General features: G+C 62.7%; 29 protein-coding genes. 11 read left to right on the top strand and 18 right to left on the bottom strand.

Features of this window, described 5'->3' with window-relative positions; genetic code table 11:
- Nucleotides 1–8: 8 nt before the first annotated feature.
- From AACO21_RS12265 to AACO21_RS12255, 3 genes are read right to left on the bottom strand one after another with little or no spacing between them, the layout of a single operon-like run.
- Complete coding sequence (locus tag AACO21_RS12265) at nt 9–311, bottom strand: DUF1330 domain-containing protein (protein ID WP_346192811.1); 303 nt, start codon at nt 309–311, stop codon at nt 9–11.
- Nucleotides 308–1,144, bottom strand: coding sequence for a 3-deoxy-8-phosphooctulonate synthase (kdsA, locus tag AACO21_RS12260; RefSeq protein ID WP_346192810.1), 837 nt, complete (start codon nt 1,142–1,144; stop codon nt 308–310). The genes AACO21_RS12265 and kdsA overlap by 4 nt, the downstream gene beginning before the upstream one ends.
- Complete coding sequence (locus AACO21_RS12255) at nt 1,144–2,781, bottom strand: CTP synthase (RefSeq protein WP_346192809.1); 1,638 nt, start codon at nt 2,779–2,781, stop codon at nt 1,144–1,146. The genes kdsA and AACO21_RS12255 overlap by 1 nt, the downstream gene beginning before the upstream one ends.
- Nucleotides 2,782–2,952: 171 nt before the next feature.
- Between AACO21_RS12255 and AACO21_RS12250 the strand changes: the two genes are divergently transcribed.
- From AACO21_RS12250 to AACO21_RS12225, 6 genes are all read left to right on the top strand, one after another.
- Nucleotides 2,953–3,804: a tetratricopeptide repeat protein gene (locus tag AACO21_RS12250; protein WP_346192808.1), complete on the top strand. Its 852-nt coding sequence runs from the start codon at nt 2,953–2,955 to the stop codon at nt 3,802–3,804.
- A 28-nt stretch (nt 3,805–3,832) separates the two neighbouring features.
- On the top strand, nt 3,833–4,732 hold the full coding sequence (locus tag AACO21_RS12245) for a histone deacetylase (RefSeq protein WP_346192807.1): 900 nt from the start codon (nt 3,833–3,835) through the stop codon (nt 4,730–4,732).
- A gap of 24 nt (nt 4,733–4,756) precedes the next feature.
- Nucleotides 4,757–6,271, top strand: coding sequence for an NAD(P)H-hydrate dehydratase (locus AACO21_RS12240; RefSeq protein ID WP_346192806.1), 1,515 nt, complete (start codon nt 4,757–4,759; stop codon nt 6,269–6,271).
- Between the two features lie 66 nt (nt 6,272–6,337).
- A complete protein-coding gene (gene nadC / locus AACO21_RS12235; RefSeq protein WP_346192805.1) occupies nt 6,338–7,201 on the top strand; it encodes a carboxylating nicotinate-nucleotide diphosphorylase in 864 nt (287 codons plus the stop codon).
- A 24-nt stretch (nt 7,202–7,225) separates the two neighbouring features.
- Complete coding sequence (gene arsC / locus AACO21_RS12230) at nt 7,226–7,573, top strand: arsenate reductase (glutaredoxin) (RefSeq protein WP_346192804.1); 348 nt, start codon at nt 7,226–7,228, stop codon at nt 7,571–7,573.
- A 134-nt stretch (nt 7,574–7,707) separates the two neighbouring features.
- Nucleotides 7,708–7,956, top strand: a complete 249-nt coding sequence (locus tag AACO21_RS12225) for a hypothetical protein (protein ID WP_346192803.1) — start codon at nt 7,708–7,710, stop codon at nt 7,954–7,956.
- Here AACO21_RS12225 and AACO21_RS12220 read toward each other — a convergent pair.
- Nucleotides 7,953–9,170, bottom strand: a complete 1,218-nt coding sequence (locus AACO21_RS12220) for an MFS transporter (RefSeq protein WP_346192802.1) — start codon at nt 9,168–9,170, stop codon at nt 7,953–7,955. The two genes, AACO21_RS12225 and AACO21_RS12220, sit on opposite strands and share 4 nt — an antisense overlap.
- Before the next feature lie 181 nt (nt 9,171–9,351).
- On the opposite strand from AACO21_RS12220, the gene AACO21_RS12215 reads away from it, so the two are divergent.
- Nucleotides 9,352–11,589 (top strand): ATP-binding protein, encoded by a 2,238-nt coding sequence (locus tag AACO21_RS12215; RefSeq protein WP_346192801.1) that lies wholly within the window; start codon nt 9,352–9,354, stop codon nt 11,587–11,589.
- Nucleotides 11,590–11,632: 43 nt separating this feature from the next.
- Here the strand turns inward: AACO21_RS12215 and AACO21_RS12210 are convergent, their stop codons facing one another.
- The 4 genes from AACO21_RS12210 to AACO21_RS12195 form a co-directional block, all read right to left on the bottom strand.
- Nucleotides 11,633–12,334: a hypothetical protein gene (locus AACO21_RS12210; protein ID WP_346192800.1), complete on the bottom strand. Its 702-nt coding sequence runs from the start codon at nt 12,332–12,334 to the stop codon at nt 11,633–11,635.
- Between the two features lie 63 nt (nt 12,335–12,397).
- Nucleotides 12,398–13,825 carry a threonine synthase gene (gene thrC / locus AACO21_RS12205; protein WP_346192799.1) on the bottom strand — a complete coding sequence of 476 codons (1,428 nt, stop codon included), beginning with the start codon at nt 13,823–13,825 and terminating at the stop codon, nt 12,398–12,400.
- 38 nt (nt 13,826–13,863) lie between these two features.
- Nucleotides 13,864–14,988, bottom strand: a complete 1,125-nt coding sequence (locus AACO21_RS12200) for a hypothetical protein (protein WP_346192798.1) — start codon at nt 14,986–14,988, stop codon at nt 13,864–13,866.
- A complete protein-coding gene (locus AACO21_RS12195; protein WP_346192797.1) occupies nt 14,989–15,255 on the bottom strand; it encodes a DUF2249 domain-containing protein in 267 nt (88 codons plus the stop codon).
- 179 nt (nt 15,256–15,434) lie between these two features.
- Here AACO21_RS12195 and AACO21_RS12190 point away from each other — a divergent pair, with 179 nt between their 5' ends.
- Nucleotides 15,435–15,656 (top strand): hypothetical protein, encoded by a 222-nt coding sequence (locus tag AACO21_RS12190; protein ID WP_346192796.1) that lies wholly within the window; start codon nt 15,435–15,437, stop codon nt 15,654–15,656.
- Nucleotides 15,657–15,701: 45 nt separating this feature from the next.
- Here the strand turns inward: AACO21_RS12190 and AACO21_RS12185 are convergent, their stop codons facing one another.
- Entirely contained in the window at nt 15,702–17,012 is a 1,311-nt protein-coding gene (locus AACO21_RS12185; protein ID WP_346192795.1) for a homoserine dehydrogenase, read from the bottom strand.
- A 2-nt stretch (nt 17,013–17,014) separates the two neighbouring features.
- Nucleotides 17,015–18,262 carry a pyridoxal phosphate-dependent aminotransferase gene (locus AACO21_RS12180; RefSeq protein ID WP_346192794.1) on the bottom strand — a complete coding sequence of 416 codons (1,248 nt, stop codon included), beginning with the start codon at nt 18,260–18,262 and terminating at the stop codon, nt 17,015–17,017.
- Nucleotides 18,263–18,393: 131 nt separating this feature from the next.
- Here AACO21_RS12180 and AACO21_RS12175 point away from each other — a divergent pair, with 131 nt between their 5' ends.
- Nucleotides 18,394–18,765, top strand: coding sequence for an Mth938-like domain-containing protein (locus AACO21_RS12175; RefSeq protein ID WP_346192793.1), 372 nt, complete (start codon nt 18,394–18,396; stop codon nt 18,763–18,765).
- 4 nt (nt 18,766–18,769) lie between these two features.
- Here AACO21_RS12175 and AACO21_RS12170 read toward each other — a convergent pair whose 3' ends face one another.
- Genes AACO21_RS12170 through mltG form a run of 6 tightly spaced genes read right to left on the bottom strand, consistent with a single transcriptional unit; the run spans nt 18,770 to nt 23,221 of the window.
- Complete coding sequence (locus AACO21_RS12170; protein WP_346192792.1) at nt 18,770–19,429, bottom strand: ankyrin repeat domain-containing protein; 660 nt, start codon at nt 19,427–19,429, stop codon at nt 18,770–18,772.
- A 5-nt stretch (nt 19,430–19,434) separates the two neighbouring features.
- Complete coding sequence (locus AACO21_RS12165) at nt 19,435–20,220, bottom strand: TatD family hydrolase (protein WP_346192791.1); 786 nt, start codon at nt 20,218–20,220, stop codon at nt 19,435–19,437.
- A 9-nt stretch (nt 20,221–20,229) separates the two neighbouring features.
- Nucleotides 20,230–20,592 (bottom strand): PilZ domain-containing protein, encoded by a 363-nt coding sequence (locus AACO21_RS12160; RefSeq protein ID WP_346192790.1) that lies wholly within the window; start codon nt 20,590–20,592, stop codon nt 20,230–20,232.
- 6 nt (nt 20,593–20,598) lie between these two features.
- Nucleotides 20,599–21,618: a DNA polymerase III subunit delta' gene (gene holB / locus AACO21_RS12155; RefSeq protein ID WP_346192789.1), complete on the bottom strand. Its 1,020-nt coding sequence runs from the start codon at nt 21,616–21,618 to the stop codon at nt 20,599–20,601.
- The gene (tmk, locus tag AACO21_RS12150) at nt 21,615–22,229 is read right to left on the bottom strand and encodes a dTMP kinase (RefSeq protein ID WP_346192788.1); all 615 of its coding nucleotides are present in this window, start codon (nt 22,227–22,229) and stop codon (nt 21,615–21,617) included. The genes holB and tmk overlap by 4 nt, the downstream gene beginning before the upstream one ends.
- Nucleotides 22,226–23,221 (bottom strand): endolytic transglycosylase MltG, encoded by a 996-nt coding sequence (gene mltG / locus AACO21_RS12145; RefSeq protein WP_346192787.1) that lies wholly within the window; start codon nt 23,219–23,221, stop codon nt 22,226–22,228. The genes tmk and mltG overlap by 4 nt, the downstream gene beginning before the upstream one ends.
- Nucleotides 23,222–23,316: 95 nt before the next feature.
- Between mltG and AACO21_RS12140 the strand changes: the two genes are divergently transcribed.
- Nucleotides 23,317–24,345, top strand: coding sequence for a folate-binding protein YgfZ (locus AACO21_RS12140; RefSeq protein WP_346192786.1), 1,029 nt, complete (start codon nt 23,317–23,319; stop codon nt 24,343–24,345).
- Nucleotides 24,346–24,362: 17 nt separating this feature from the next.
- Nucleotides 24,363–25,112: an NRDE family protein gene (locus AACO21_RS12135; RefSeq protein WP_346192785.1), complete on the top strand. Its 750-nt coding sequence runs from the start codon at nt 24,363–24,365 to the stop codon at nt 25,110–25,112.
- On the opposite strand, the gene AACO21_RS12130 is transcribed toward AACO21_RS12135, so the two are convergent.
- Nucleotides 25,082–25,564 (bottom strand): L,D-transpeptidase, encoded by a 483-nt coding sequence (locus AACO21_RS12130; RefSeq protein WP_346192784.1) that lies wholly within the window; start codon nt 25,562–25,564, stop codon nt 25,082–25,084. The genes AACO21_RS12135 and AACO21_RS12130 overlap by 31 nt on opposite strands.
- Nucleotides 25,561–26,046, bottom strand: coding sequence for a tRNA adenosine(34) deaminase TadA (gene tadA, locus AACO21_RS12125; RefSeq protein ID WP_346192783.1), 486 nt, complete (start codon nt 26,044–26,046; stop codon nt 25,561–25,563). The genes AACO21_RS12130 and tadA overlap by 4 nt, the downstream gene beginning before the upstream one ends.
- Nucleotides 26,047–26,080: the final 34 nt, after the last annotated feature.

The following is a 26,080-nucleotide window of genomic DNA, read 5'->3' as shown; positions in this document are numbered from 1 at the left end:
ACTTAAAGTTAAGACTCAACGCCGGCAATGACCAGCATATTCATTTGGGCAGCATTTTCGCGCACTTTGCGCGCTGCCTGATACTCGGGCGAATCATAGAAACGCTTGGCCTGTTCGACCGAATCGAACTCGACCACCACCATGCGCTCCGGCGGCGACCATTTGCCCTCGAGGATTTCCGAAGCCCCGCCGCGCACAATGAAACGGCCGCCGTACTGTTGCACGGCAGCCGTAGACAAGGCGCGGTATTGGGCCATGGCCTCGAGGTCATGGGCTTTCACCTCGGCGACGATGTAGCCTTTCTGGCTCACTTCAACTCCTCGAACCCGGCAGCCTTGGCGGCCTTGTCGAGGGCAACCAGCGTCGCGAGCAGGCTTTCCATGCGGTCCAGCGGCCAGGAATTGGGGCCGTCGGAGAAGGCCTTTTCCGGGCACGGATGGGTTTCCATGAACAGACCGGAAATCCCGACGGCCACGGCAGCACGCGCCAAAACCGGCACAAATTCGCGTTGACCGCCGGAAGACGTGCCCTGTCCGCCCGGCAACTGCACCGAGTGCGTGGCGTCGAAGACCACCGGGCAACCGGTGTCGCGCATGATTGCCAGGCTGCGCATGTCGGACACCAGATTGTTGTAGCCGAAGGAAGCGCCGCGTTCGCAGACCATGATATTGTCGGCGCCGCCATTCACTTCACGGGCCTTATCGACCACGTTTTTCATGTCGCCCGGCGCCAGGAACTGGCCTTTCTTGATATTCACCGGTTTGCCGCAGGAAGCCACGGCATGGATGAAATCGGTCTGACGGCACAGGAAGGCCGGCGTCTGCAGAACATCGACCACGCTCGCCACCTGGGTGACGTCGGTCGCATCATGCACATCGGTGAGCACCGGCACGCCGACCTGAGCGCGCACGGCCTCAAGAATCTTCAGGCCGCCATCGATGCCGGGACCGCGCACGGACTTGCCGGAGCTGCGGTTGGCCTTGTCGTAGGAAGCCTTGAAAATGTACGGGATGCCGAGGCGGGCGCAGACGTCCTTCATGTGTGCGGCGACATCGACGCACAACTGTTCGGATTCTGCGGTGCAAGGACCGGCGATCAGGAAAAAAGGCTGGTCAAGACCAGCCTCGAAACCACACAGTTTCATCAGTGCTTACCCTGTTTGTTGGCCAGCGCGGCCTTCACGTAGGACGAGAAGAGCGGATGACCCTGACGCGGGTTGGAGGTGAATTCCGGATGGAACTGGCAGGCGACGAACCACGGATGGACATCGGCCGGCAGTTCGACCACTTCGCAGAGGTCGGTACCCGGCGCACGGCCGGAGACGACCAGGCCCTTCTCTTCGAGTTTGCTGAGCAGGGTGTTGTTCACTTCGTAGCGATGACGGTGACGCTCGGTGATCTCCGGCGCGCCGTAGATCTCGCGGGCCTTGCTGCCATCCTTGAGCAGGCAGAGCTGCGCACCCAGGCGCATCGTGCCGCCCAGATCGGAATCTTCGCCGCGCTTTTCGACCTTGCCGGAGGCATCGTGCCATTCGGTGATCAGGCCGATCACCGGGAACGGCGTGTCCTGCACGAATTCGGTGGAATGGGCATCCTGCAAACCGGCCACGTTGCGGGCAAATTCGACCACGGCCATCTGCATGCCGAGGCAGATGCCGAGGTACGGCACCTTGTTTTCGCGGGCATAGCGGATGGCGGCAATTTTGCCTTCCGTACCGCGTCGACCGAAGCCGCCCGGAACCAGAATGGCGTCCATGCGTTCGAGAATGCCGGTCCCGTCCTTCTCGATGTTTTCAGAATCGATGTACTCGATCTCGACCTTGCAGCGGGTATGGATACCGGCATGCTTGATCGCCTCGATCAGGGACTTGTAGGACTCGGTCAGATCGACGTACTTGCCGACGAAGGCGATGCGCACCTCATTGTCCGGGTTTTCCATGGACTCGATCAGCTTGTCCCAGATCGTCAGGTCGGCCGCCTTGGCCAGGATGCCGAGCTTGTGGCAGACGATCTCGTCCAGCATCTGCTCGTGCAGCATGCCCGGAATCTTGTAAATCGAATCGGCGTCCAGACACTCGATGACAGCTTCCGGCATCACGTTGCAGAACAGCGCGATCTTGCGGCGTTCTTCAACCGGGATGGAGCGGTCGGCACGGCAGAGCAGGATGTCCGGCTGAATACCGATTTCGCGCAGTTCCTTGACGGAATGCTGGGTCGGCTTGGTCTTCAGCTCGCCGGCCGTCGGGATGTACGGCAGCAGGGTCAGGTGGATGAAGCAGGTGTTGTTGCGACCTTCTTCAATGCCCATCTGACGGATGGCTTCGAGGAACGGCAGGGACTCGATGTCACCGACCGTACCGCCGACTTCGACGATGGCCACGTCGGCGCCTTCGGCACCGGCCTTGAGCTTGATCTTGATTTCGTCGGTGATGTGCGGGATGACCTGCACGGTCTTGCCCAGATACTCACCACGACGTTCCTTCTTCAGCACGGAGTCATAGACCTGACCCGTCGTGAAGTTGTTGCGCTTGCTCATCTTGGCGCTGGTAAAGCGCTCGTAGTGACCGAGATCCAGGTCGGTTTCTGCGCCATCGTCCGTGACGAAGACTTCACCGTGCTGGAACGGGCTCATCGTGCCCGGGTCAACGTTGATGTAGGGGTCAAGCTTGAGGTGGGTAACCTTGATGCCGCGGGATTCCAGAATGGCCCCGAGCGACGCGGCGGCGATGCCTTTGCCCAAGGAGGACACGACACCACCCGTAACGAAAACGTATTTGGTCATGGAAAGACAGGCTGCGGGAAAGCAGAATGATAGCCGAAAAGCAGGCATTTTCCCAAGTCGACCGCAGACGAAAATTGAATTGATCGTTCTTCCCCGTGCATCCGGCATCCCCTTCGCGGCCCGCCGGCGTTAGAATTCGGCCCATTCCCTTTGACCTAGCGAAGCCCGAACATGTCCCAGTTTTCCTTTGATGTCTCCCTCCAGGATTTTCAAACCCAGGTGCTTGAAGCCGCCATGCAGGTGCCGGTCGTCGTCGACTTCTGGGCGCCGTGGTGCGAACCCTGCAAGGTTCTGAAGCCGCTGCTCGAAAAGCTGGCCGAGGAATACAAAGGCCGTTTCCTGCTCGCCAAGGTGAATTCCGACGAGAACCCGGAACTCGCCCAGCACTTCGGCGTGCGCAGCATTCCGTCGGTCAAGGTGCTCTATCAGGGCCAGCTGGTCGATGAATTCAATGGCGCCCTGCCGGAAGGCCAAATCCGCGCGTTTCTCGATCGCATCGCCCTGCCGGACGCAGGTGGCAATCTGCGCGAAGAAGCCGCCGCCCTGGTCGCCGAAGGCCGTCTGGACGAAGCCCTTGCCGTACTCGTGCAGGCCAGCCAGGCCAATCCGCAGGACCAGGCCATCCAGCTCGATGCCGTCGAGGTGCTGATGCAGCTGGGCCGTAATGACGAAGCCCGTCAGTTGCTGGGCGGCGACTACGCCGATCAGGCTGAGCGCGCCAACGCCCTGCGCGCCCGCCTCGCCCTGCTCGACGGCGCTGCCGATGTCGCCCCGCTGGAAGCCCGCCTGGCTGCCAATGCAGACGACCACGCCGCCCGCCTGGAACTCTCTGCTGCCTACGCCGCGCAAGGCCGTTTCCGCGAGGCGCTCGACGCCGCGCTGGAAGTGGTCAGCCGCGACCGCTTCTACGAGCAGGGTGCAGGCCGCCAGGCCCTGCTCAAGCTCTTCGAAGCCCTTTCCGGCGAACAGCACGACGATCTGGTCCGCGAATATCGTCGCAAGCTGTCGGCCACGCTGAACTAAATCCACCCCGTTCAGGGCTTGCTCCGGCGTGCGTCTCTTCTATACCGACGTGTTTGTCCTGCCCTTGCCGGCAGGCCATCGCTTTCCGATGGAGAAGTACGCCCGCCTGCGCCAGGCCCTGCTCGACTGCGGCGAATTTTCGCCTGCCGATTTCCATCTGCCGCCCGCCGCCACGGATGAAGAACTGGCCCGGGCGCACGACATGGCTTACATCCGCGCCGTGTCCGACGGTCAACTGCCGGAAAAGGTGCAAAAAGCCATCGGCTTCCCGTGGAGCCCAGGCATGGTCGAGCGCTCCCGGCGCTCCGCCGCTGCCACGCTGGCCGCGGCGCGTGCCGCATTCGAGGACGGCATTGCGGCCAACCTGGCCGGCGGCACCCACCACGCCTTCCGCGACCGGGGCGAAGGGTTCTGCATTTTCAACGATGCCGCCGTCGCCGCCCGCGCCCTGCAGGCCGAAGGTTTGGCCCGGCGGGTGCTGATCGTCGATCTCGATGTGCACCAAGGCAACGGCACGGCCAGCATCCTGGCCGGTGACGACAGCATCTTCACCTTTTCCATGCACGGCGCGCGCAACTTTCCTTTCACCAAGGAGCAGAGCGACCTCGACATCGAGTTGCCGGATGGCTGCAGCGACGCCGCCTACCTGCTTCAGCTCGACCACGCCCTCGATACGGCCTTCGACCTCGCCCGACCCGATGCCGTGCTCTACCTGGCCGGGGCTGACCCGTATCAGGACGACCGGCTTGGCCGCCTTGCGTTGAGCTTCGAGGGACTGGCCGAACGCGACCGGCGCGTCATCGGGCGCTGCCGCCAGCTCGGCCTGCCACTCGCCATCGCCATGGCCGGTGGCTACGCCCGCCAGATCGACGATACCGTGCGCATTCATGCGACCACCCTGCGCCTGGCCCGCGCCGCCCTGACTTGAGATACCGAAGGAGCGCCGTCGATCATGACCGACCCGAACCTGCCCGAACTGAATCCGCTCTACCGCGCCGCCCGCCTGCGCGAGATCGAAGCCCGCTTTGCCGGCTTGGCGCTGATGCAGCGCGCCGGTGCGGCAGCCGCTGAAAAAGCCCTCGCCCTGATCGTCGACCGTCGCCAGCCGGTCTTGATCCTCGCCGGCCCCGGCAACAACGGCGGCGATGCATTTGAAGCCGCCCACCTGCTGCACACCGCCGGTCTCGTCGTGCATCTCTGCTTTATCGGCACGCCGGCACAACAACCGGCCGATGCCACCGCCGCCCGGCAGCGCGCACTCGGTGCCGGTGTGGTCGAGCACGATGATTTTCCGGCCGAGACGCATTGGTCCCTGATCATCGACGGGCTGTTCGGCATCGGCCTCAAGCGCGCACCGGACGGACGCTACGCCGATGCCATCCAGCGCGCCCATCAGGCCGCCACGCGCTGCGCCTGCCCGGTGCTGGCGCTGGACTGCCCCTCCGGGCTGGATGCCGACACGGGCGCCCTGCCCGGCGCCGCGCTTCAAGCCACGCACACGATCAGCTTCATCGCCCTCAAGCCCGGCCTCCTCACCGGCGACGGGCCGGATGTTTGTGGCGCGCTCAGCGTGGCCGATCTCGATCTGGACCTCAGCGACAGCTTGCCCGACGGTCGACGCCTCAGCCGGGCCGATTTTGCCCGCCATCTGAAACCGCGCCGACTGAATTCCCACAAAGGCAGCTTCGGCAGCGTCGGCATTCTGGGGGGCGCCCGCTCGATGTTGGGCGCCGCCTTGCTGGCCAGCCGTGCTGCGCTCAAGATCGGCGCCGGCCGTGTTTACGGCGGCCTGCTTGATCCGGATGCCCCCACCGTCGATCCATTGCAGCCGGAACTCATGCTGCGCCGCGCCGATGCCCTGCTACAGGCGCTCGATCTCGTCGCCCTCGCCTGCGGCCCCGGGCTCGGACGCTCCGGCGAAGCCGTACGCCTGGTCGAACAGGCGCTGAAATGCCCGCTGACTTTGGTGCTCGATGCCGACGCCCTGAACATCCTGGCCAGCGATGGCCGCCTTGAGGGCAACCTGTACAACCGGGTCGCCCCGGCCATCCTGACCCCGCATCCGGCGGAAGCGGCACGCCTGCTCGACTGCACCGTGCGCGAAATCCAGGCCGACCGCATCCAGGCTGCGCAGGCGCTGGTACGACGCTACGGCTGCCATGTTGCGCTCAAAGGGTGCGGCACGGTGGTGGCGACGGTCGACGGGCGCTGGTGGGTCAATCCCACCGGCAATCCGGGCATGGCCACAGCCGGCATGGGCGATGTCCTGACCGGCCTGATCACCGGCCTGCTGGCCCAGGGCTGGCCGGCCGATGCCGCCCTGCTCGCCGGGGTGCATCTGCACGGCGCGGCAGCCGACCGGCTGGTGGCCGAGGGCATCGGGCCGATCGGCCTGGTGGCCGGTGAAGTCATCGATGCTGCACGCCGCGAGTTCAATGCCTGGGTCAGCACCGCCGACACGCGGTAAAATGCGCCCCCTTGTTTCACCCGTCCCTTTTTGTCTTCTTTTTCCGTCACCTGGATCGGACCTGCCATGACCGTCGAATTCGATTACCCGCTCGCTGAAGAAATCGCCCGCAACGTGGCGGCCGCCCTGGCTGAAGACGTGGGGGCCGGCGATCTGACGGCCAGCCTGGTACCGGGCGACCGTCAGGTGAACGCCACCGTGATTTCCCGCGAAGCCGGCGTCGCCTGCGGCACCGCCTGGTTCGATGCCTGCGTAGCCCGCCTCGACCCGGACGCCCGCGTCACCTGGCAGGTCGCTGATGGCGACCGCATCGCGCCGAACCAGCTGCTCTGCACCATCGAAGGCAATGGCCGCGCCCTGCTCACCGCCGAGCGCAGCGCCCTGAACTTCCTGCAACTGCTGTCTGCCGTAGCCAGCAAAGTGCGCATCTACGCCGACGCCATCGCCGGCACCCGCGCGCAGGTGGTCGACACCCGCAAGACCTTGCCCGGCCTGCGCATTGCCCAGAAATACGCGGTCCGCGCCGGTGGCGGCGGCAACCATCGCCTGGCCCTGTGGGACGCCATCCTGATCAAGGAAAACCATATCCATGCCGCTGGCAGCATCGCCCAGGCCATGGCCGCCGCAACCCGCGTTGCTGCCGAAGCCGCCGACCGCTGCAAATTCATCCAGGTCGAAGTCGAAAACCTCGACGAGCTGCAGCAGGCCCTGAACGCCGGCGCCCGCATGATCCTGCTCGACAACTTCACGCTCGACATGATGCGTGCCGCTGTGAACCTGAACGCCGGCCGCGCCGTGCTCGAATCCTCCGGCAACGTGACCCTCGAAACCATTCGCGGTATCGCCGAAACCGGCGTCGATCGCATCTCGGTCGGCGCGCTGACCAAGGACGTCAAGGCGCTCGACCTCTCCATGCGCTTCGTCGGCTGATCCGCCCTTTTTTACGAGGCAGACATGACCACGATCTACCACAACCCGCGCTGTTCAAAATCGCGCGAAACCCTGGCCCTGCTTGAAGAAAAAGGCATCGACGCCGAGGTCGTGCTGTATCTGGAGACCCCGCCGGATGCCGTCCGACTGACCGAACTGATCGCCCAACTCGGCTTCAAAAGCGCCCGCGACCTGATGCGCAAGGGCGAAGCCGAATACGCCGAACTCGGCCTCGACAACCCGGCGCTCGACGAAGCTGCCCTGATCGCCGCCCTGACCGCCCATCCCCGTCTGATCGAACGCCCCATCGTCGTGCACGGCGCGCAGGCCCGCATCGGCCGCCCGCCGGTCAGCGTACTCGAGCTCTTTTAAGCCAGTATTGATTTTCGCGCGGTTTCACCTGTTAACGACGGTCGACCGTCGTTAACAGACAATTTCCAGAGTGGATATTTCAATGGCATGATTGGGATCTTGGCGACGCCACTCGCCATCTCTCGGACATCCAGATGACACTCACTGCGTTTTTCATCGTCAGCCTGATCGCGCTGACTGCCAGTGCTCCGCTGCTCTACGCGCTATACCGCCGCGCCTATTTCCCCGCCCAAGTCTGGCTCGTCTGCTACACCGCCGGCGGCCTGCTCTTCCTGATCCTGCCCGGCGAGGCCCGTCTGATCCTCTGGCTGCTGCTCGGTGGCATTGATCTCTGGGTCTGGAAAGCTGTGGACTCAGACCCCTCTGGGGATTCCGCCGTTTAAGCCTTGCCGTTTGCCCCGTGCATGACAATGCGCGAAACAAAAGAGATGGCGAGCAGGTTGGCCCCCACCGCCACATAACCGACCAACGGATAGCCTTCGATCTGGCCATGCCCGCTTTGCGTGATGAGAAAACCGGCGAGGGAGCTGGCGAGCGCCATGGCCAGCGATTGCACCGTGCCATGCAAGGACATGAAGGTGCCGCGCAGACGCGGTTCTGCCGCGGAGGCGATGATGGCCATGGCCGGGATCATGCGCCCGGAGACCAGCACGAAGAAACTCGTTGTCCCGATCAGCCACAACCAGAGCGGGCTCGGTCCGGCGTGGGTCAAGGCCAGCACCGGCAGACTGGCCAGGAGCGCCAGCAGGCGATAGATGCGGACCTTGCCTGAACGATCCGCCCAGCGCCCGATCAGGCGGGCGCAGACAAAGGTGGCCGCACCGCCGACCAGATAGACGATGGGGATGTCGGCCTGAGGAATCCCTACATTGCTGACGGCAAACAGCGTGATGTACGGGATGACCGTGAAGCCGGAAAAGATGATCAAGGCGGAAAACAGCAGCGCCCGCCGGTGATTGGCATCTTTCAGCACGTTGACCGCCGCCGTGAAGGGGTGGCCCTGGTGCGGTGTTGCCAGATGCGCCCGCAAGGTCGGCAGCCAGCGCCAGCCGGCCAGCATGACGACGGCGCCCATCAGCGCGATGGCGATGAAAGGCGAACGCCAGCCCAGATGGTTGGCCAGCCACAAGGAAAACGGCACGCCGGCGATGGTCGACAGGGAAAAAGCGCTCGAAATCACGCCACTGGCCCGCGCCCGCCGGGCAAAGGGAATGACGTCGCCGACCATGGTGTGGATCAGCGAACCGAGAATGCCGCCGAACACGCCGGCCAGGCAGCGCGCTACGACGAGAAAGGTGTAATCCGTTGCCAGGCCGCAGGCCAGCGTCGCCAGTGCAAACAAGGCCAGACAGGCGAGCAGAAAGCCTTTCCGCTCAAAACGATCGACCACGGCCGCTGCCAGGACCCCGGCCCCGGCCGCACTGAAACTGTAAGCCGCCACCAGCAAGCCGAATTCATGCGGGCCGATTTTCAAGGCGGCCATCAGGATCGGCCCGAGCGGCATCATGATCATGAAATCGAGCACATGAGCGAACTGCACCCCGGCCAGGGTAAACAGAAAAGGGGCTTCGCGGGCGGGCGGCACAGCCTCGGACATAAGCTTGATCAGGCGGGAAAACCGTCAAGGATACCTGCCCGACGCATGCGCGTGGCGACTTTCCCCAAGCCGCCGAAAATAGAGCCGCATCATGACACGAGGGAGATGCCTTTTCCGGCAAGTTGGGTAATACTGGGCAGGTCTCGTTCGGGGGGTCGGGTCTGTCATGGCGAATTGGCGAATGCGAGGTTTCCTGAAAGCGCTCTGCCTGGTGAGCATGCTGCTGATGATCACGAGCAGCCGGGCCACCGACTTTCCGGCATTTCAGGATGTTTTCGAACAGCATGGCAGCGTGATGCTGCTGATCGACCCCGCGACGGGGCGCATCGCCGATGCCAATCCGGCTGCCGCCAAGTTTTACGGCTACACGCGTGACGGATTGCGCGCCCTGGGGATTCAGGACATCAATACCCTCAGCCCGGAACAGGTGGCCGAAGAGCGGATTCAAGCAGAACGCGAGGGGCGCAATTACTTCATCTTCCGGCATCGCATGGCGGATCGCAGCATCCGGACGGTCGAGGTGTATTCCCACCCATACGAGATCAAGGGCCAGCGTTTCCTGCTTTCCATCATTCAGGACATCACGCCGGGCCGCAACCTCGATCAGGGGATGTGGCACTTCACCCAGCGCCTGGAAGAGATGGTCGAAACCCGCACCGCCGAAGCCAGAACGCGTAATCAGATCATCCTGATCCTGCTTGTGGGGGGGCTTCTGATCACGAGTGGTGCCGCACTGGCACTGGCGCTGACCATCCGTCGGCGCAAGCGGGCGGAAGAGCAGCTCCGCGCCTTCACCCGCGACGTTGAGGCATTCCTGGCGCAAACCAGTGACTTTGTCTATTTCAAGGACGTCGAGAGTCGCCTTCGGTTTTGCAGCCAGACGCTCGCCCAGATCACCGGACATGCCAGCTGGCGGGAAATGATCGGCAAACTTGACCGGGAAATTTTCCCGGCGGATACGGCGCGCATTTACGAAGAGGAAGAGGTCCCGGTCCTGACGCAGGGCACCCCCCTGTTGAACCGGGTGGACCCGTATTACACCGCCCATGGCGAACGGCGCTTTGTCCAGACCAACAAATGGCCGCTCTTCGACGAAAACGGCAGGGTCTCCGGTATTTTCGGGATCAGCCGCGACATCACCGACCTGAAACGCACCCAGGAAGAGCTTGCCGCCTACCGCGATCACCTTGAAGAACTCGTGACCACCCGGACACGCGAGCTCCTGGAAGCCAAAGAGGCCGCCGAGGCTGCCAATCGGGTGAAAAGCCTCTTCCTGGCCAATATGAGCCACGAACTCCGCACCCCCATGCACGGCATCATGGGCATGCTGGGTCTGGCCGAACGCAAGATGGCGGATGATCGTGGTGCGGAATACCTGGAGAAAGCACGGGCCTCCGCCGAGCGGCTTCTGGCCATTCTGAACGACATTCTCGACCTCTCGAAAATCGAGGCAGAGCATCTGGTGCTGGAAGAAATCCCCTTCCAGTTAAGCGAAGTGGTCGCGCAACTGAGCAACATCGCCGAACCGCTGGCGCGCGCCAAAGCGCTACCCTTGCACATCGATCTTCCCGCCGATCTCGCCGACCGCCCGTTGCAAGGCGATCCGCTACGTCTCGGTCAGGTGTTGTTGAATCTGTGCAGCAATGCGATCAAATTTACGGAGCAAGGTGAAGTTCGTGTCACCTTCTCATTGCTGGCCGAAACGCCGGAACACATTTCGCTGCGCTGTACCGTACAGGACAGCGGAATCGGGATCGGCGCAGACGCCCTGCCCAGACTGTTTGCGCCATTTGAGCAGGCCGACAATTCACTGACACGGAAATATGGCGGCACCGGGCTCGGCCTGGCGATCAGCAAACGCCTGGTCGAGATGATGAATGGGGAAATCGGTGTCGAGAGCACCCTCGGTCAAGGCAGCACTTTCCATTTCACGCTCCAGCTGGCACAACGCCACTCGGCGGCACAGCGCCAGGTCGCGGCGCACCTTGCCGAAGCCCCTGCCGCCATCCAGCTGCAGGAACAGTTCATCGGCACGCCGGTCCTGGTGGCCGAAGATGAACCCATCAACCGCGAACTGGCCTGTGAGCTGCTCGAAAGCGTGGGGCTGCGCGTTGATCTGGCGGAAGATGGTCATGCCGCAGTGGCACAGGCCCGTTGCCAGCACTACGCCCTCATCCTGATGGATCTGCAGATGCCTGGCCTGAACGGCCTCGAAGCGAGCGAGGCCATTCGTCAGTCCAGCCTGAATCAGCACACACCCATCCTGGCCATGACCGCCAACGCCTTCCAGGACGATCGAGAGCACTGTCTGGCCGCCGGCATGAACGGCCATATTCCCAAACCGGTCGATCCCGATGCGCTGTATGAAATTCTGCTGAACACGCTGCGTGCGCAGCTCAGGCCTGCTGCGCCAGGCTGACTCCGCGTCATCCGCAGCAAGGCCCGGACCGGTCTGCTGTTGCTCAACCGCCGCTCAACAAGGCATCCGGTACCTGATACTGTTCCGTATCGATGCGCACCTCGGTGGTGTCGCCTGCGCCACGGGCAGCCTGCAGCGGCGCCATGGCATCGCTCGCAAGCGGCTGGCCGGCCACGAAGAGAATCCGGCGGTGCCCCTCGCCCGGCAACGCAATGACCAGCGTGGCCGTCCCGTCCCGCCCGCGTCGGATCACGCCTGCCGAACACTGCTGCGCCCGGGCATCAGGCGGCGTGCAGGCAATGCGGGCCTGTGCATGGTAACGGGTTCCTTTGACCAGGCGATCCTCGCTCGCAGACAAGGCTGACAATGGGTGTCCGCCCAGCTCAACATCGACCGTAAACCGTGCGGATTCCTGACGTCGCGCGGCAGCGCGCATCATATAGACGCGCACGACGTAGGTGCCGTCATCGGGCAGTACACCGTGATAGTGGTTATCGCCAAACTGGCCGTTGAACATCGCCACATCCTTCGAGCCGGGCGGCAGCAGGTTGAAATAGGTTGCACCATGCCGGGTCTGCAAGCGCACATCCAGGGTTTGACCGGCCAAGCCCTTGATCGGGTAATCCTTGCTGTCGTAGCCGCGAATACGCCCGGACCAATGTGGCACGCCCTCGCCCGCCCAGAGCAGCTGCGCCGACAACGTGAGCGTGGCCGCCAGCACGATGGCGTTTCTCGACATCCGCATACGATCGACTCCCAAAAGAAAAGGGGCTGATGTCAGCCCCTGATATTCATGCTTCCGAGCGGGTTATACGCGCTCGACGATGAACTGCTTGATGGCATTCACGTCCGGGTCCATGACCACCACGTGCTGCTCAAGGGCTTCGATCCCCTTCAGTTCGGCCGGACGCACCGGCTCGGTATTCAGGGCTTCGCGGATGGTTTCCTCGAACTTGGCCGGCTGAGCGGTTTCCAGCACGACCATGTTGATGCCGGGCAGGCGATTTTCCAGTGCCACCTTGAGGCCGTCTGCCGTGTGGGTATCGAGCATCACCTTGTATTTTTCGTTGGCCATGCGGATCGTGGCCAGACGGTCGGCGTGCGTGCTGCGCCCGGAGACGAAGGCGAATTTGGGCATGTTTTGCCAGTGGACCGTCGCCGAGAGGTCAAACGCGTCACCCTTGTCGACCTTGGCCCACAACGCAGCGACGACAGCGGCATCGCGGCCGACCAGATCGAACACGAAGCGTTCGAAGTTGGAGGCCTTCGAGATGTCCATCGACGGGCTGGAGGTGACATTGGTTTCCTTCGAGGTACGCGGACGATACACGCCGGTTTTGAAGAACTCGTCGAGCACGTCGTTTTCGTTGGTGGCCAGCACCAGCTTGGCAATCGGCAGGCCCATCTGGCGCGCGATGTGGCCGGCGCAGATGTTGCCGAAGTTACCCGACGGCACGCAGAAGGCCACCTGCTCGTCGTTCGAGCGGGTGGCCAGGAAGTAACCCTGGAAGTAATAGACGATCTGGGCGGCGACGCGGGCCCAGTTGATCGAATTCACGGCGCCGATCTTGTACTGTGCCTTGAAGGCGGCGTCGTTGGAAACGGCCTTCACGATGTCCTGCGCATCGTCGAACATGCCCCGCACGGCGATGTTGAAGATGTTGGCGTCCTGGAGCGAATACATCTGGGCACGTTGGAAGGCGCTCATCTTGCCGTCCGGCGAGAGCATGAAGACCTTCACGTTGTGCTTGCCGCGCATGGCGTATTCGGCTGCGGAACCGGTGTCGCCGGAGGTGGCGCCCAGAATGTTGATCGACTGGCCACGCTGGTCGAGCACGTATTCGAACAGGTTGCCCAAAAGCTGCATCGCCATGTCTTTGAAGGCGAGCGTCGGACCGTTGGAGAGCTCCTGCGTGTAGAGACCGTCCTCCAGCTTGGTCAGCGGGGTGATCTCGGCCGCATTGCCGCCGTTACGGGTAAAGCGATAGACATCGGCCGTGTAGGTCTTGGCGACGATGGCCTTGAGATCGGCAGCCGGAATGTCGTCGATGAACTTGCTGAGGATTTCAAAGGCCAGGTCGGCATAGGAGAGCTTGCGCCAGGCATCCAGCTCGGCACGGGTGATCTGCGGATAGCTTTCCGGCAGGTAAAGGCCGCCATCCGGCGCCAGGCCGCCGAGGAGGATGTCGCAGAAAGCCTGAGGCGCGGACTGGCCGCGGGTCGAGATATAGCGCATGGCGTCAAACCTGAATTGAAATCGGGAAAACCGCGATTTTACCGCGTCGACCGCCGGACGCGCATGGCTTGCACGAAATCAATCAGGAATAACAGCATGCCGGCAACGGTCAACAACCCGCCGGCCAACCAGGCCTGATCGAACAGACACAATCCGGCCAGCAGAAAAAGTACGGCGCGCCAACGCCCGTTGGCCGTCAGCCTCTGACGCATCTGGCTGCGCGCCGGCGTTTGCGGGCCGGGCCAACGCCAAACCGGCAAGAGCTGACTGAGCGCCCCCGTCACCAAGGGCAACAGACAACCGCTGGCCCAGGCAAACACAGCGGGCTGCGCCGGCAGCAAGCCCGCGCCATGCACGACGCCGTAAAACATGCCGCCCAGAAAACCGAAGAGCGCCACGAGCAAAGCAGCCGCAGCACCATCATTCAGGATTGCCAGCAGACTGAAGCGCCGGCTCCACTGCCCGAGCAGGCCAAACATGGCAACCAGCAACAAGGCGGCTCCCGCTGCAGCCAGCGGCCAGGCAAGCGCAGCACCGAAGGCAATCAACAGCACCCCGCCAGCCGTCAGCCACAAACGCCGGCGCAACCAACTGGCCGCATCCGGATCGGGCTTGCCCAGCACGGTCGGCATCAGGACCGACAAGGTCCCCAAGGCAGCCATGCCAACGAGCCCCAGGGTATTCAGGTGGAGATGCATCAACCGCAGCGCCCGCCATTGGCCGCCCCACACGGACTGCAGCAGGAGAGCGCACAGAGCCAGCAGGAAACACAACAGGGCCGCCACATACCAGCGTGCGCAGGGGTGTGGCGCCCCAAGGCTGCGTCGGGTACGGCCGGAAATCCAGAAAAACAGAATGATGACCAGGGCGGCATCAAGTAGCGCAAAGCCGTAGAGCGCGGCGTACGGCAGGATTCCCTGCATGGCCAGGGCGATACAAAGCCCCGCAGCTTGGGCAACATGCGGTACAGCAAGGATGCGCCGGTCCGGATCACCGCTTCGGGTGAGCACCGGCACAAAGTGGATCATCGCCGCCATGATCAGCGGCACGATCCCGGCGGCAAAGGCGAGGTGCGCTGTCGCCAGCGGCGAACCTTTCCCCGAGAGCGTCAGGATGACGCTCCCCAGCAGGGCCAGGAGGGTCAGGCTCGCCGTGATCAGCAATCAGCCAACCACCGTGAAGTCGATGACGATGGCGCCCGGCTCGCGTTGCTTGTACTCGATGGCGAGATGCTCGCCGTAGCGTTGTTGCAATTGAGCCAGCAACGGCAGCGGATCGTGATCGTTGCAGAAACGCATGGTTTCACCCGGCATCAGTGCGTCCAGCGCACCAAAAATGGCCGCGTGACGGAAACGCTTGGCGATACCGCGTGCGTCGAAGGGATAAAGGGCTTCGGGGGTCGTGTGGTTGCAGGCATGAATCGGTTGCATCAAAGGCTCCTGTGTCATCAATCGCCATTCAGGCGTGGAACAGCGATTGTGCTTGGCCGCCCGGGCCGCTTCTTTGATGTGCATCGCCCGTAGCCAATAATACCCGATAAATTCTCTCGACTTTTGAACAGGCAGTGCTATACCGATAGTTCAAGCGACCCGAACGCGAGGAGGAAATCATGCCCAAACCCATGCAGATGTTGGGTTTCACCTCGCGAGACGACCTGATCGAGTTTCTGATCACCGGTCTGGCCATTGTTCCCTTGCTGCTCATGGCAGGCGGCTGGATGGTCGAAGGCGGCGTGGCATTGATCGTCATGATCCTGCTGCTGGCCGGTGTCGCCGCCCTCTTTCCGCCACCGGAGTTATTTGCCGAGGATGACGAGGGCCGCGATCCATGAAAAACGGGGGCCGTCGGCCCCCGTCGAGATCGCAGCGCGTACGGATTACTGCAGCTCTTCCAGGCGGATGCGCTTGACCTTGCCCTTTTGGGCCGGCAGGGCTTCCAGCTTGGCGATGGCGGTATCGGCCGCGCTTTCCTTGCAGACATGGGTCAGGATGATGATGTCGGTCTCGCCTTCACCTTCGCCCGGTTCACGCTGCAGCAGCGCATCGATCGAAATGCCCTGGTCAGCCAGAATGCGGGTCACGTCAGCCAGCACGCCCGGCTTGTCTTCGACGCGCAGGCGCAGGTAGTAGCCGGTTTCGACTTCGCTCATCGGCAGGATGGGCAGGTTGGACATGGCATCCGGCTGGAAGGCCAGGTGCGGCACGCGGTGCTCGGTATCGGCATCGGCCAGGCGGGCAACATCGACCAGATCAGCGACCACGGCGGAGGCGGTCGGCTCGGCGCCGGCCCCCTTGCCGTAGAACATCGTCGCGCCCACGGCATCGCCCTTGACCAGCACGGCGTTCATGGCACCTTCGACGTTGGCGATCAGGCGCTTGGCCGGGATCAGCGTCGGATGCACGCGCAGTTCGACGCCCTGCTCGCGGCGCTTGGCGATGCCAAGCAGCTTGATGCGGTAGCCCAGCTGTTCGGCGTACTTGATGTCGGACGATTCCAGCTTGGTGATGCCTTCGACGTAGGCCTTGTCGAACTGAACCGGGATGCCGAAGGCAATCGCGGAGATCAGGGTGGCCTTGTGCGCGGCATCCACGCCTTCGATGTCGAAGGTCGGATCGGCTTCGGCATAGCCCAGACGCTGGGCTTCGCCCAGCACTTCGGCGAAGGACAGCCCCTTGTCGCGCATTTCGGAGAGGATGAAGTTGGTTGTGCCGTTGATGATGCCGGCCGCCCATTCGATACGGTTGGCGGTCAAGCCTTCGCGCAGCGCCTTGATGATGGGAATGCCACCGGCCACGGCGGCTTCGAAGGCCACCATGACGCCCTTTTGCTGGGCGGCAGTGAAAATTTCCGAGCCGTGCACGGCGAGCAGTGCCTTGTTGGCGGTGACCACGTGCTTGCCATTGGCAATGGCCTGCATGACCACTTCCTTGGCCACGCCATAGCCGCCGATCAGTTCGACGATGACGTCGATCTCGGGATCATTGACCAGCGAGAAGGCATCGTCGGTGACACGGGCAGCGCCTGCGGTGACCTGTTTCGCGAGCTCGACATTCTTGTCGGCCACGGCAGTAATTCGGATCGGGCGACCAGCGCGGCGCGTAATTTCTTCCGCGTTGCGATTCAGAACGGTCCAGGTGCCACCGCCGACGGTGCCGATGCCGATAAGGCCAACATTGATGGGTTTCATGTTCAGTCTTTGCTTACGAGATGGTTGGTGTTGTGACGCTTGCGATAGTTTTCCAGGAAGCGGGCGACGCGTCCGATCGCCTCGCGCAGATCGTCTTCATGCGGCAGGAAGACGAGCCTGAAATGGTCGGGATTGACCCAGTTGAAGCCAGTCCCCTGAACCAGCAACACCTTCTCCTCCTGCAGGAGTTCGGAGATGAATTGCTGGTCGTTCTTGATCGGATAGATTTGCGGATCCAGTTTCGGGAACATGTAGAGCGCCGCCTTGGGCTTGACGCAGCTCACGCCCGGAATGGCCGTGATCAGTTCGTGGGCGATGTCGCGCTGGCGACGCAGGCGACCGCCATCACGGATCAGATCGTCGATGCTCTGGTAACCGCCCAGCGCGGTCTGGATACCGTGCTGACCCGGCGCATTGGCGCACAGACGCATCGAGGCCAGCATGTCGAGGCCTTCGATGTAGTCCTTGGCGCCGCGCTTGTCGCCCGAAACCACCAGCCAGCCGGCACGATAGCCGCAGGAACGGTAGTTCTTGGACAAACCGTTGAAGGTGATCATCAGCACATCTTCCGCCAGGGAGGCGATCGAGGTGTGCTTCACGCCGTCGTACAGCACCTTGTCGTACACCTCGTCAGCGTAGATGATCAGGTGGTGTTCGCGGGCAATCTGGATCAGCTCGTGCAAGAGGTCGTCCGGATACAGGGCGCCGGTCGGGTTGTTCGGGTTAATGATGACGATGGCGCGGGTGTTCTTGTTGATCTTGCTGCGGATATCGTCGAGATCCGGCAGCCAGCCTTTTTCCTCGTTGCAGAGGTAATGGATGGGCTTGCCGCCGGAGAGGCTGACTGCGGCCGTCCACAGCGGATAGTCCGGCGCTGGCACGAGGACTTCATCGCCGGCGTCGAGCAGTGCATTCATCGCCATGACGATCAGTTCGGAGACGCCATTGCCGACATAAATATCGTCCAGCGTCACGCCCCGGATCCCCTTCTGCTGGGTGTAGTGCATGATCGCCTTGCGTGCGGCGAAGATCCCCTTCGAATCGGTGTAGCCGGCGGCATTCGGCAGGTTGCGGATGATGTCCTGCTGAATTTCTTCGGGCGAGTCAAAACCGAACGCGGCCAGGTTGCCGATGTTCAGCTTGATGATCTTGTGACCCTCTTCCTCCATCTGCTTGGCTTTCTGCAGCACGGGGCCGCGGATGTCGTAGCAGACGTTGGCGAGTTTGGCGGATTTCTTGACGTGTTTCATGCGTGGGTTCCGGCGTAGCGGCGTTCAGGCGACAAGGCCAAAGGTATAATCCTACTGTAAGCCATGGTGCACCGCAATTTCGGCGGCATCATGGGCGCATCATCGCCCTCAGGAATGCGACAGGATCTCTTGTGAAACTGCACCAATCGAACATTGCCGGCCTCAACATCTTCACCGCTTATGGCGAAGGCTATGTGGCGGTCAACCACCAAAAATACGAGAAAAACCTCATCGTTTTACCCGAATCGATGACCGAAGACTGGACGACAGCCAAGGTCGACAGCCTGACCGAAGCCGACATGGCACGCCTGCTGACACTCGGGACCGAAATCGTGCTGCTGGGCACCGGTGGCCGTTTGCGGTTTCCGGCCGGTCCCTTGCTCCGTCCTTTTGCGCCGGCCGGCATCGGCCTGGAAGTGATGGACTTGCAGGCTGCCTGCCGCACCTACAACATTCTCGCGGCCGAAGGCCGCAAGGTCGCCGCCGCCCTGCTCTTCGACTGAACGCTCAGCGCAGTTCGAGCGTGACGCTCTGGCCGGAACGGCCGCCAGCCTGACGCAGCAGGTCGGCAATGTCCGTGTTCTTGTTTTTCAGGGCCACATCAACCGCCGTTTCGCCGTTTTCCGTGGCTTTGGCCACATCGGCCTTGGCCGCCAGCAAGGCTTTGACGATCTGCATGTGACCGCCGCGCGCGGCAGCAATCAGAGGCGTCGTGCCGTTGTCGCTGGCCGCATTCACATCCGCTCCAGCCTTGATCAGCATCTGCGCGATTTCGGTCTGGCCATTGAAGGCGGCATAGGCCAGCGGCGTCCAGCCCTGGGTATTCAGATTGGCGCCGCCGGCAATCAGGGCCTCCACCACCTTCACATGACCGCGAAACGCAGCCAGATGCAGGGCAGAATCGCCTGCCGCATTGCGCGCATTGACCTTGGCACGGTTGCGAATCAGATACGTCACGGTTTCGGCGTGGCCGTCACGCGCCGCAAGGATCATCAGCGTATTGCCATCGATGTCCGTGGTGTCGATCGATGCCCCTTTGCCGACCAGTTCGGCCACTTCGCCGGTCACGCCCATTTTGGCGGCATTGATCAGGTCATCGTAGGTGGCGGCCTGCACGAAAACGGGCAGCAGCAAGGCGAAGGCGACGGTCGACAGCGTTTTTTTCATGTTTTTCAGGAGCAGGAAACAGGACGTTGGGCGGCGGTGAAGAGCCGGAAGAAATTATCGGTCGTTGCCGCCATGACCGCTTCGACGGACAGATCGCGCAGACGGGCGATTTCCTCGGCGACATGCAGGACATAAGCCGGCTCGTTGGGTTTGCCCCGATACGGCACCGGTGCGAGGTAAGGCGAATCGGTTTCGACCAGAATACGGTCAAGCGGACAACGCTGCGCCACCTCTTTGACGATGGCAGCGTTTTTGAAGGTGACGATTCCGGAGAAAGAGAGGTAAAACCCGAGATCGAGCGCAGCCTGCGCGACCTCCCAGTTTTCGGTAAAACAGTGCATCACGCCGCCGACATCCTGCGCCCCCTCTTCGGCGAGCAGGCGGATCGTATCGGCTGCGGACTCGCGGGTATGCACCACCAGCGGCTTGCCAGCCTCGCGGGCCGCGCGGATATGGTTGCGGAAACGTACCCGCTGCCATTCCGGCTTGTCTTTCTGCCAGTAGTAATCGAGCCCGGTTTCACCAATCGCGATCACCTTGGGATGCGCGGCCAGACGAACCAGTTCGGCCACCTCCGGCTCGCGCACGTCGGTGTATTCCGGATGCACGCCGACGGTGGCGTAGAGATTCGGGTGCGCCTCGGCCAGGGCAAGAACTCCCGGATAGTCTTCGAGATTCACCCCGATACAGACCGCCAGACCGACCCGATTGGCGGCCATTTTGGCCAGCACATCAGGTATCCGTGCACGCAGATCGGGGAAATCGAGGTGGCAATGCGAATCGACCAGCATGCGATTCGCTCAGAGGGTATGCGTCGGGCGCGTCGAATTCATGACCCCGCCCAGCAAGCCTTCAATCTTGCGGCGGGCTTCCTGACCGCTTTCGTCATTGTTGAAATGCACCCCCACACCTTGCGCACGACCATTTTGTGCGCCAGCGGGCGTCACCCAGGCCACCGTGCCGGCGACCGGCAATTTGGCCGGATCTTCCATCAGCGAGAGCAGCATGAAGACTTCGTCGCCGATGCGATAACTGCGGGTCGTCGGAATGAAAATGCCGCCGCACTTCAGATGCGGCATGAAAGCAGCGTACAGCGCTGATTTCGAATTGATGTTCAGCGACAGAACGCTAGGACGCGGCGGGGGCGATTTAACGTCGGTCATTGTGGGTCAGCGGGCAAACAAGGCACGGTAATCGAGGAAAATGCCTTCCAGGAACAAACGGGCATTCAAAGGTTGCTCGGCTTCCTGGCGGCGCTTGATGACATCCCGATAAAAACGGATCAGTCTCGTGGCTGGAATCATAGCAGCCAGACCATCGATTGTGGCTGCCTGAGGCAGAAAATAACGCGGCGATTGCGCATTGGCGACCAAAGTCAGGTCAATCAGCCACTTTTGCAGTGCGTCGACGATCATTTTCAAGGTCAGCCGCCCTTTCGCGTCCTTGACCGCTTTATCGAGTTCGGCAGCTGCCTGCAACGGATCGAGGCGTCCGCCGGTCGACAAACGTTTCACCAGCAATTCGAGCCAGGCCCCTTGTCCGCTCCCGGCAAGCTCAGCCGCAAGACCGGGCGCGCCGCCGACCAGGGCCAGCCAACGCGCTGCATCGGCAATGCCCGCCGCATTCAGTGCGGCAACGGCCAGCGCAGCCGAGGGTAAAGGAATCGGTACCGATTGGCAGCGGCTACGGATGGTGGGCAGCAATTTGAGCGGCTCATTCGAAACCAATAAAAACAAAGTACTTGGCGCTGGTTCTTCAAGTGTTTTCAGCAGTGCATTCGCGGTGTTGCGATTCATCGCCTCCGCCGGATTGACGAGAATGATGCGCAACCCGTCCCGATGGGTGCCGACGTTGAGGAAATCATCCAGGCCGCGCACCTGATCGATGGTGATTTGCTGACTGGCTTTCTTCTTGCCTTCCTCAGCCTCGGCATCCTCGCTCAAGGCGTCCGGTTGCAGGCAGCGAAAATCCGGGTGGTTGCCCTGGCCGAACCAATTGCACGCCAAGCACTGGCCGCAAGCCTGACCATCGGTCTTTGGCTGCTCACAGAGCAGACTTGCGGCAAAAGCACGGGCCAGCGCCGCCTTGCCCTGGCCTTTTTGTCCGATCAGCAACAGGGCATGCGGCAACTTGTCGCGCCGCGCCTGCAGGGCACGCCAGGTTTTTTCGTGCAGCTGAATCTCGTTCATGAACAACGTTCTATAACAATTTGTTCAAGTTTTTGTCGAATATTTTCAAGCGGATGGTTGGCGTCGATCAGACAGATCCGACCCGGATGGTGCTGTGCCCGCTCGAGATAGGCCTGACGCACCCGCTCATGAAAATCGACACGCTCCTGCTCGAATCGATCCAGAACCCGGTTGGCCAGCACAATGCGTTCGCGCGCCACATCGAGGGGCAAGTCGAAGAGCAGGGTCAGATCGGGCTGAACATGGTCATGCACCCAGTGTTCCAGGATCTGGCATTTGCTGCGATCCAGGCCACGCCCCCCGCCCTGGTAGGCATAGGTGGCATCGGAAAAACGGTCGCATACCACCCACTCGCCCCGCGCCAGCGCCGGCTCGATCACGCGCGCCAGGTGTTCGCGACGGGCTGCAAACATGAGCAAGGTTTCCGTTTCCAGATGCATGTCGTCGTTGAGCAGCAAGGCACGCAGTTTCTCGCCCAGCGCGGTCCCCCCCGGCTCACGCGTCACATGTACCGTTTTGCCCTGGGCACGCAGCCATTCGGCCAGCCATTCGACGTGACTGCTCTTGCCGGCGCCATCGATGCCTTCGAACGTGATGAATCGACCTTTCACTTTCCACCTCTCTGATATCGGTTGACCGCCCGGTTATGCTCGTCGAGCGTGCGGGAGAATTCACTGCTGCCGTCGCCCCGCGCCACGAAATACAGGGCATCGCCTGGTGCCGGATGCAGCGCTGCGCGCAAGGCAGCCTGGCCGGGCATGGCAATCGGCGTCGGCGGCAAGCCCGACCTCGTATAAGTATTGTAGGGCGTATCGGCCAGTAGATCGGCCTTGCGCAGGTTGCCGTCAAAACGCTCACCGACGCCGTAGATCACGGTCGGGTCGGTCTGCAGCCGCATGCCCAGATTCAGGCGATTGACGAAGACGCTGGCCACGCGCTCCCGGTCCGCCGCCCGCCCGGTCTCCTTCTCGACGATGGAGGCCATGATCAGCGCTTCATAACGATTCCGGTACGGCAGCCCCTGCGCCCGTTGAGTCCACTCCGCATCCAGCTTGCGCTGCATGGCGCGCAAGGCACGGGCCATCAGATCAAGATCGCTCGACTGTTTGTCAAACAGGTAGGTATCGGGAAACAGCCAGCCCTCAAGCCGTCCGCCTGAAATCCCCAGGCGCGCGGCAATTTCCTGTTCGCTCAGTCCAGCCGCGTCGTGCCGCAGGTCCGGATGACGGTCCATGCGGGCCCGCCATTGACGAAATGTCCAGCCTTCGACCAGCGTGAGTTCGCCCTGCGTTACTTCGCCCCGGGTCAGCTTGTCGAGCAGTTGCAGCGGGGTGACGCCCTGGTTGACGGCATAGCTGCCGGCCTTGATCGCCTTCTCCGCCTTGCCGAAGCGCGCCAGCAACAACAACAGTTGGGGCTCGACCTCGATTCCGGCCTCACGCATCTGACTCACGGCGCTGCGCAAGCTGCTTCCGGAGGTGATCCGGAAATCCGTGGGGGAAGCGCGCAGGGTGATCGGCGCGTTGGCCCACCACCAGGCGGCGGCGGTCAACGCCCCCAAAAGGGCAAAAATCAGCAGGAGGGAACGAATCAGCAGGCGCACGGGGAACTCTGAGGCCATCTGGCCGGTCTTTGCCCGTCACAGACGAGCACGTGAAAACGGGCGATATAATATCCCAAACCCTTACAGGAGCCCTCATGAACCCCACCTGGCGCAGCTTTCTGGTCTCTGCCGATGCCGCATTCGACGGCGACACCCACGAACTTCTGCACTTTGGCGATGCCGCCGCAGAATTGCAGGCCGCACGCCAGCAGACCGTCCTCGTGCCGCTGACCCACCTGGCCATCATGGAAGCCACCGGCGACGATGCCAAGCCCTTCCTGCACAGCCAGCTGACGAGCGACATCAACCATCTGGGCGAAGCCCAGGCCCAGCACAGCGGCTGGTGCACCGCCAAGGGCCGCATGCAGGCCAGTTTCCTGATCTGGCGTCACGGCGCCGATTACCGCATGGCCTACGCCGCCGACCTGGTCGATGGCGCCCAGAAACGCCTGCAGATGTTCATCCTGCGTTCCAAGGTCAAACTCGCCAACCGTACCGACGACATCCTTCTGCTCGGCGTGGCCGGGCCGCAAGCTGCCGAAGCCCTGGCCGATGCTGGCCTCGCTGCGCCGGAAGCGCCGCTCGCCCTGCAGTCGACCGGCGAGATTGCCGTCATCCGGGTCGATGGCGACCGCTTCATCGTCGCCCTGCCGGAAGCCGCCAAAGCCGATCTCTGGCAAAAGCTCTCCGCCAAGGCCCGCCCTGCCGGCCTGCCGGTCTGGCGCTGGCTGGACATCCAGGCCGGTCTGCCGCTGGTAACTCTGGCCACCAAGGAAGAGTTCGTGCCACAGATGGCCGATTTCGAAAAAATCGGCGGTGTCAGCTTCCACAAGGGCTGCTACCCGGGCCAGGAAATCGTCGCGCGGACGCAATACCTGGGCAAGGTCAAACGCCACCTCTTCCGTGTGGTCAGCGCCACCGAGCCCAAGGCCGGCGACGATCTCTTCTCACCGGACAATCCGGACCAGGCTTGCGGCAAGATCGTCAGCGCAGCCCCCTCGCCGAATGGCGGCTTCGAAGCACTGGCCGTGATCCAGTCCAATTTTGCCGGCAACGTCGAACTGGGTGCCCGCGGCGGCCCGAAGATCCAGACCAGCCCGGTCAATCCGCTGCCCGCCGAATAACACGTCGCCCCCCTGGCATGTGCCTGATCGTCGTCGGATGGCACGTCCATCCGGACTACCCGCTGGTCGTCGCGGCCAACCGCGACGAATTCCACGCCCGTCCGACCGCCGCGGCTGCCCGCTGGGCTGATGCGCCGCAGGTCGGCGCCGGGCGTGATCTGGAAGCGGGCGGCACCTGGCTGGGCATTGCGACCGGCGGACGCTTTGCTGCCGTCACCAACGTGCGCGAGCCCGGCCAGCCACCGGGACAGTATTCGCGGGGAGCGCTGACCGCCGATTTTCTGCGCAGCACAGTGCGTGCCGCCGACTACGCAGCCGGCATCGATGGCCAGGCCTACGCCGGCTTCAACCTGCTGCTCGGCGACGGGCAAGCACTCTGGTATCTCTCCAACCGCGACGGCCCGCCACGTGCGTTGCCGCCCGGTATCTACGGGCTATCGAACCGCAGCCTGGATACGCCCTGGCCCAAGCTCGTTCAGGCGCGCACGGCCTTTGCCGAGGCACTACGTTCCCTGCCCGATGAAGCTGCATGCTTCGCTTTACTGGCTGATCGCAGCACTGTGGACGATGCCGACCTGCCCAGCACGGGCGTTCCATTGACCTGGGAACGCCTGCTCTCGGCCATTTTTGTCTGCTCGGAGCGCTACGGCACCCGCGCTTCGACGCTCGTCCTGCAAGAAACAACGGGACACAGCACGCTCATTGAGCGCAGTTTTGACGCCAGCGGGAAAGAAACTCAGTCTTCTCGAATCTCAACCGGCGTGTAGCAAGGCACGCGCTCGAAGAGCTCGATGATGTCTGCGTTGCGCATGCGCACGCAACCGTGCGACCCGGGCACGCCCATCTCGGCCGTATCCGGGCTGCCGTGCACATACACATAGCGGCGCATCGTATCGACGCAGCCGAGCCGGTTGAAACCCGGCTCACAGCCGGATAGCCAGAGAATGCGCGTGAGGATCCAGTCGCGACCCGGGAAGGCTTCAGCCAGTTCGGGGGTCCAGATTTCGCCCGTCGGACGCCGACGCACGAAGACCGTGTTTTCCGGCACCCCTGCACCGATCTTGGCGCGGATCACATGCTGGCCGCGCGGCGTCTGGTAACTGCCGGATACCTCGCCCACCCCGTTGGCGGCGGTCGACACCGGATAAACCTGCAAAACCGCCCCGTCATCATCAAGCAGGGTCAGGGTTTGGGCCGCCACGGACACAACGATCTTCATGCGCGTGCTTTCCTGCGTCGCTCGGCAAAGAAGGCCGACAACATGCTGCCGCATTCGGCCGCCAGAATGCCGCCCTCGATGGCCGTGTGGTGGTTCAAGCGATCGACCGCAAAAAGGTCCACCACGCTGCCATGGACGCCGGTTTTCGCATCGCGCGCGCCATAGACCACGCGCTGAATGCGTGAATGCAGGATGGCCCCGGCACACATCGCACAGGGTTCCAGGGTCACGAACAGTTCGCAGCCCGGCAGACGATAGTTGCCCAGGTTCCGCGCGGCATCGCGCAGCGCTGCAATTTCCGCATGCGCCGTCGGGTCATGTTCGCCAATCGGGGAATTGAAACCGCGTCCGACAATCTGTCCGTCCTTCACGACCACAGCCCCCACCGGGACCTCCCCCAGGCACTCTGCCGCCCGGGCCAGGGAGATCGCCTCGCGCATGAAAAACTCGTCATCGAGGACGATCAGGGTGGTGTCAGACATGAAAACAGGCAACCTTTGCGGCAGAAATCGATGG

The organism is Dechloromonas sp. ZS-1, from assembly GCF_039649255.1.
Taxonomy (GTDB): Bacteria; Pseudomonadota; Gammaproteobacteria; order Burkholderiales; family Rhodocyclaceae; genus Azonexus.
This window is presented reverse-complemented; position numbering and strand designations above follow the sequence as displayed.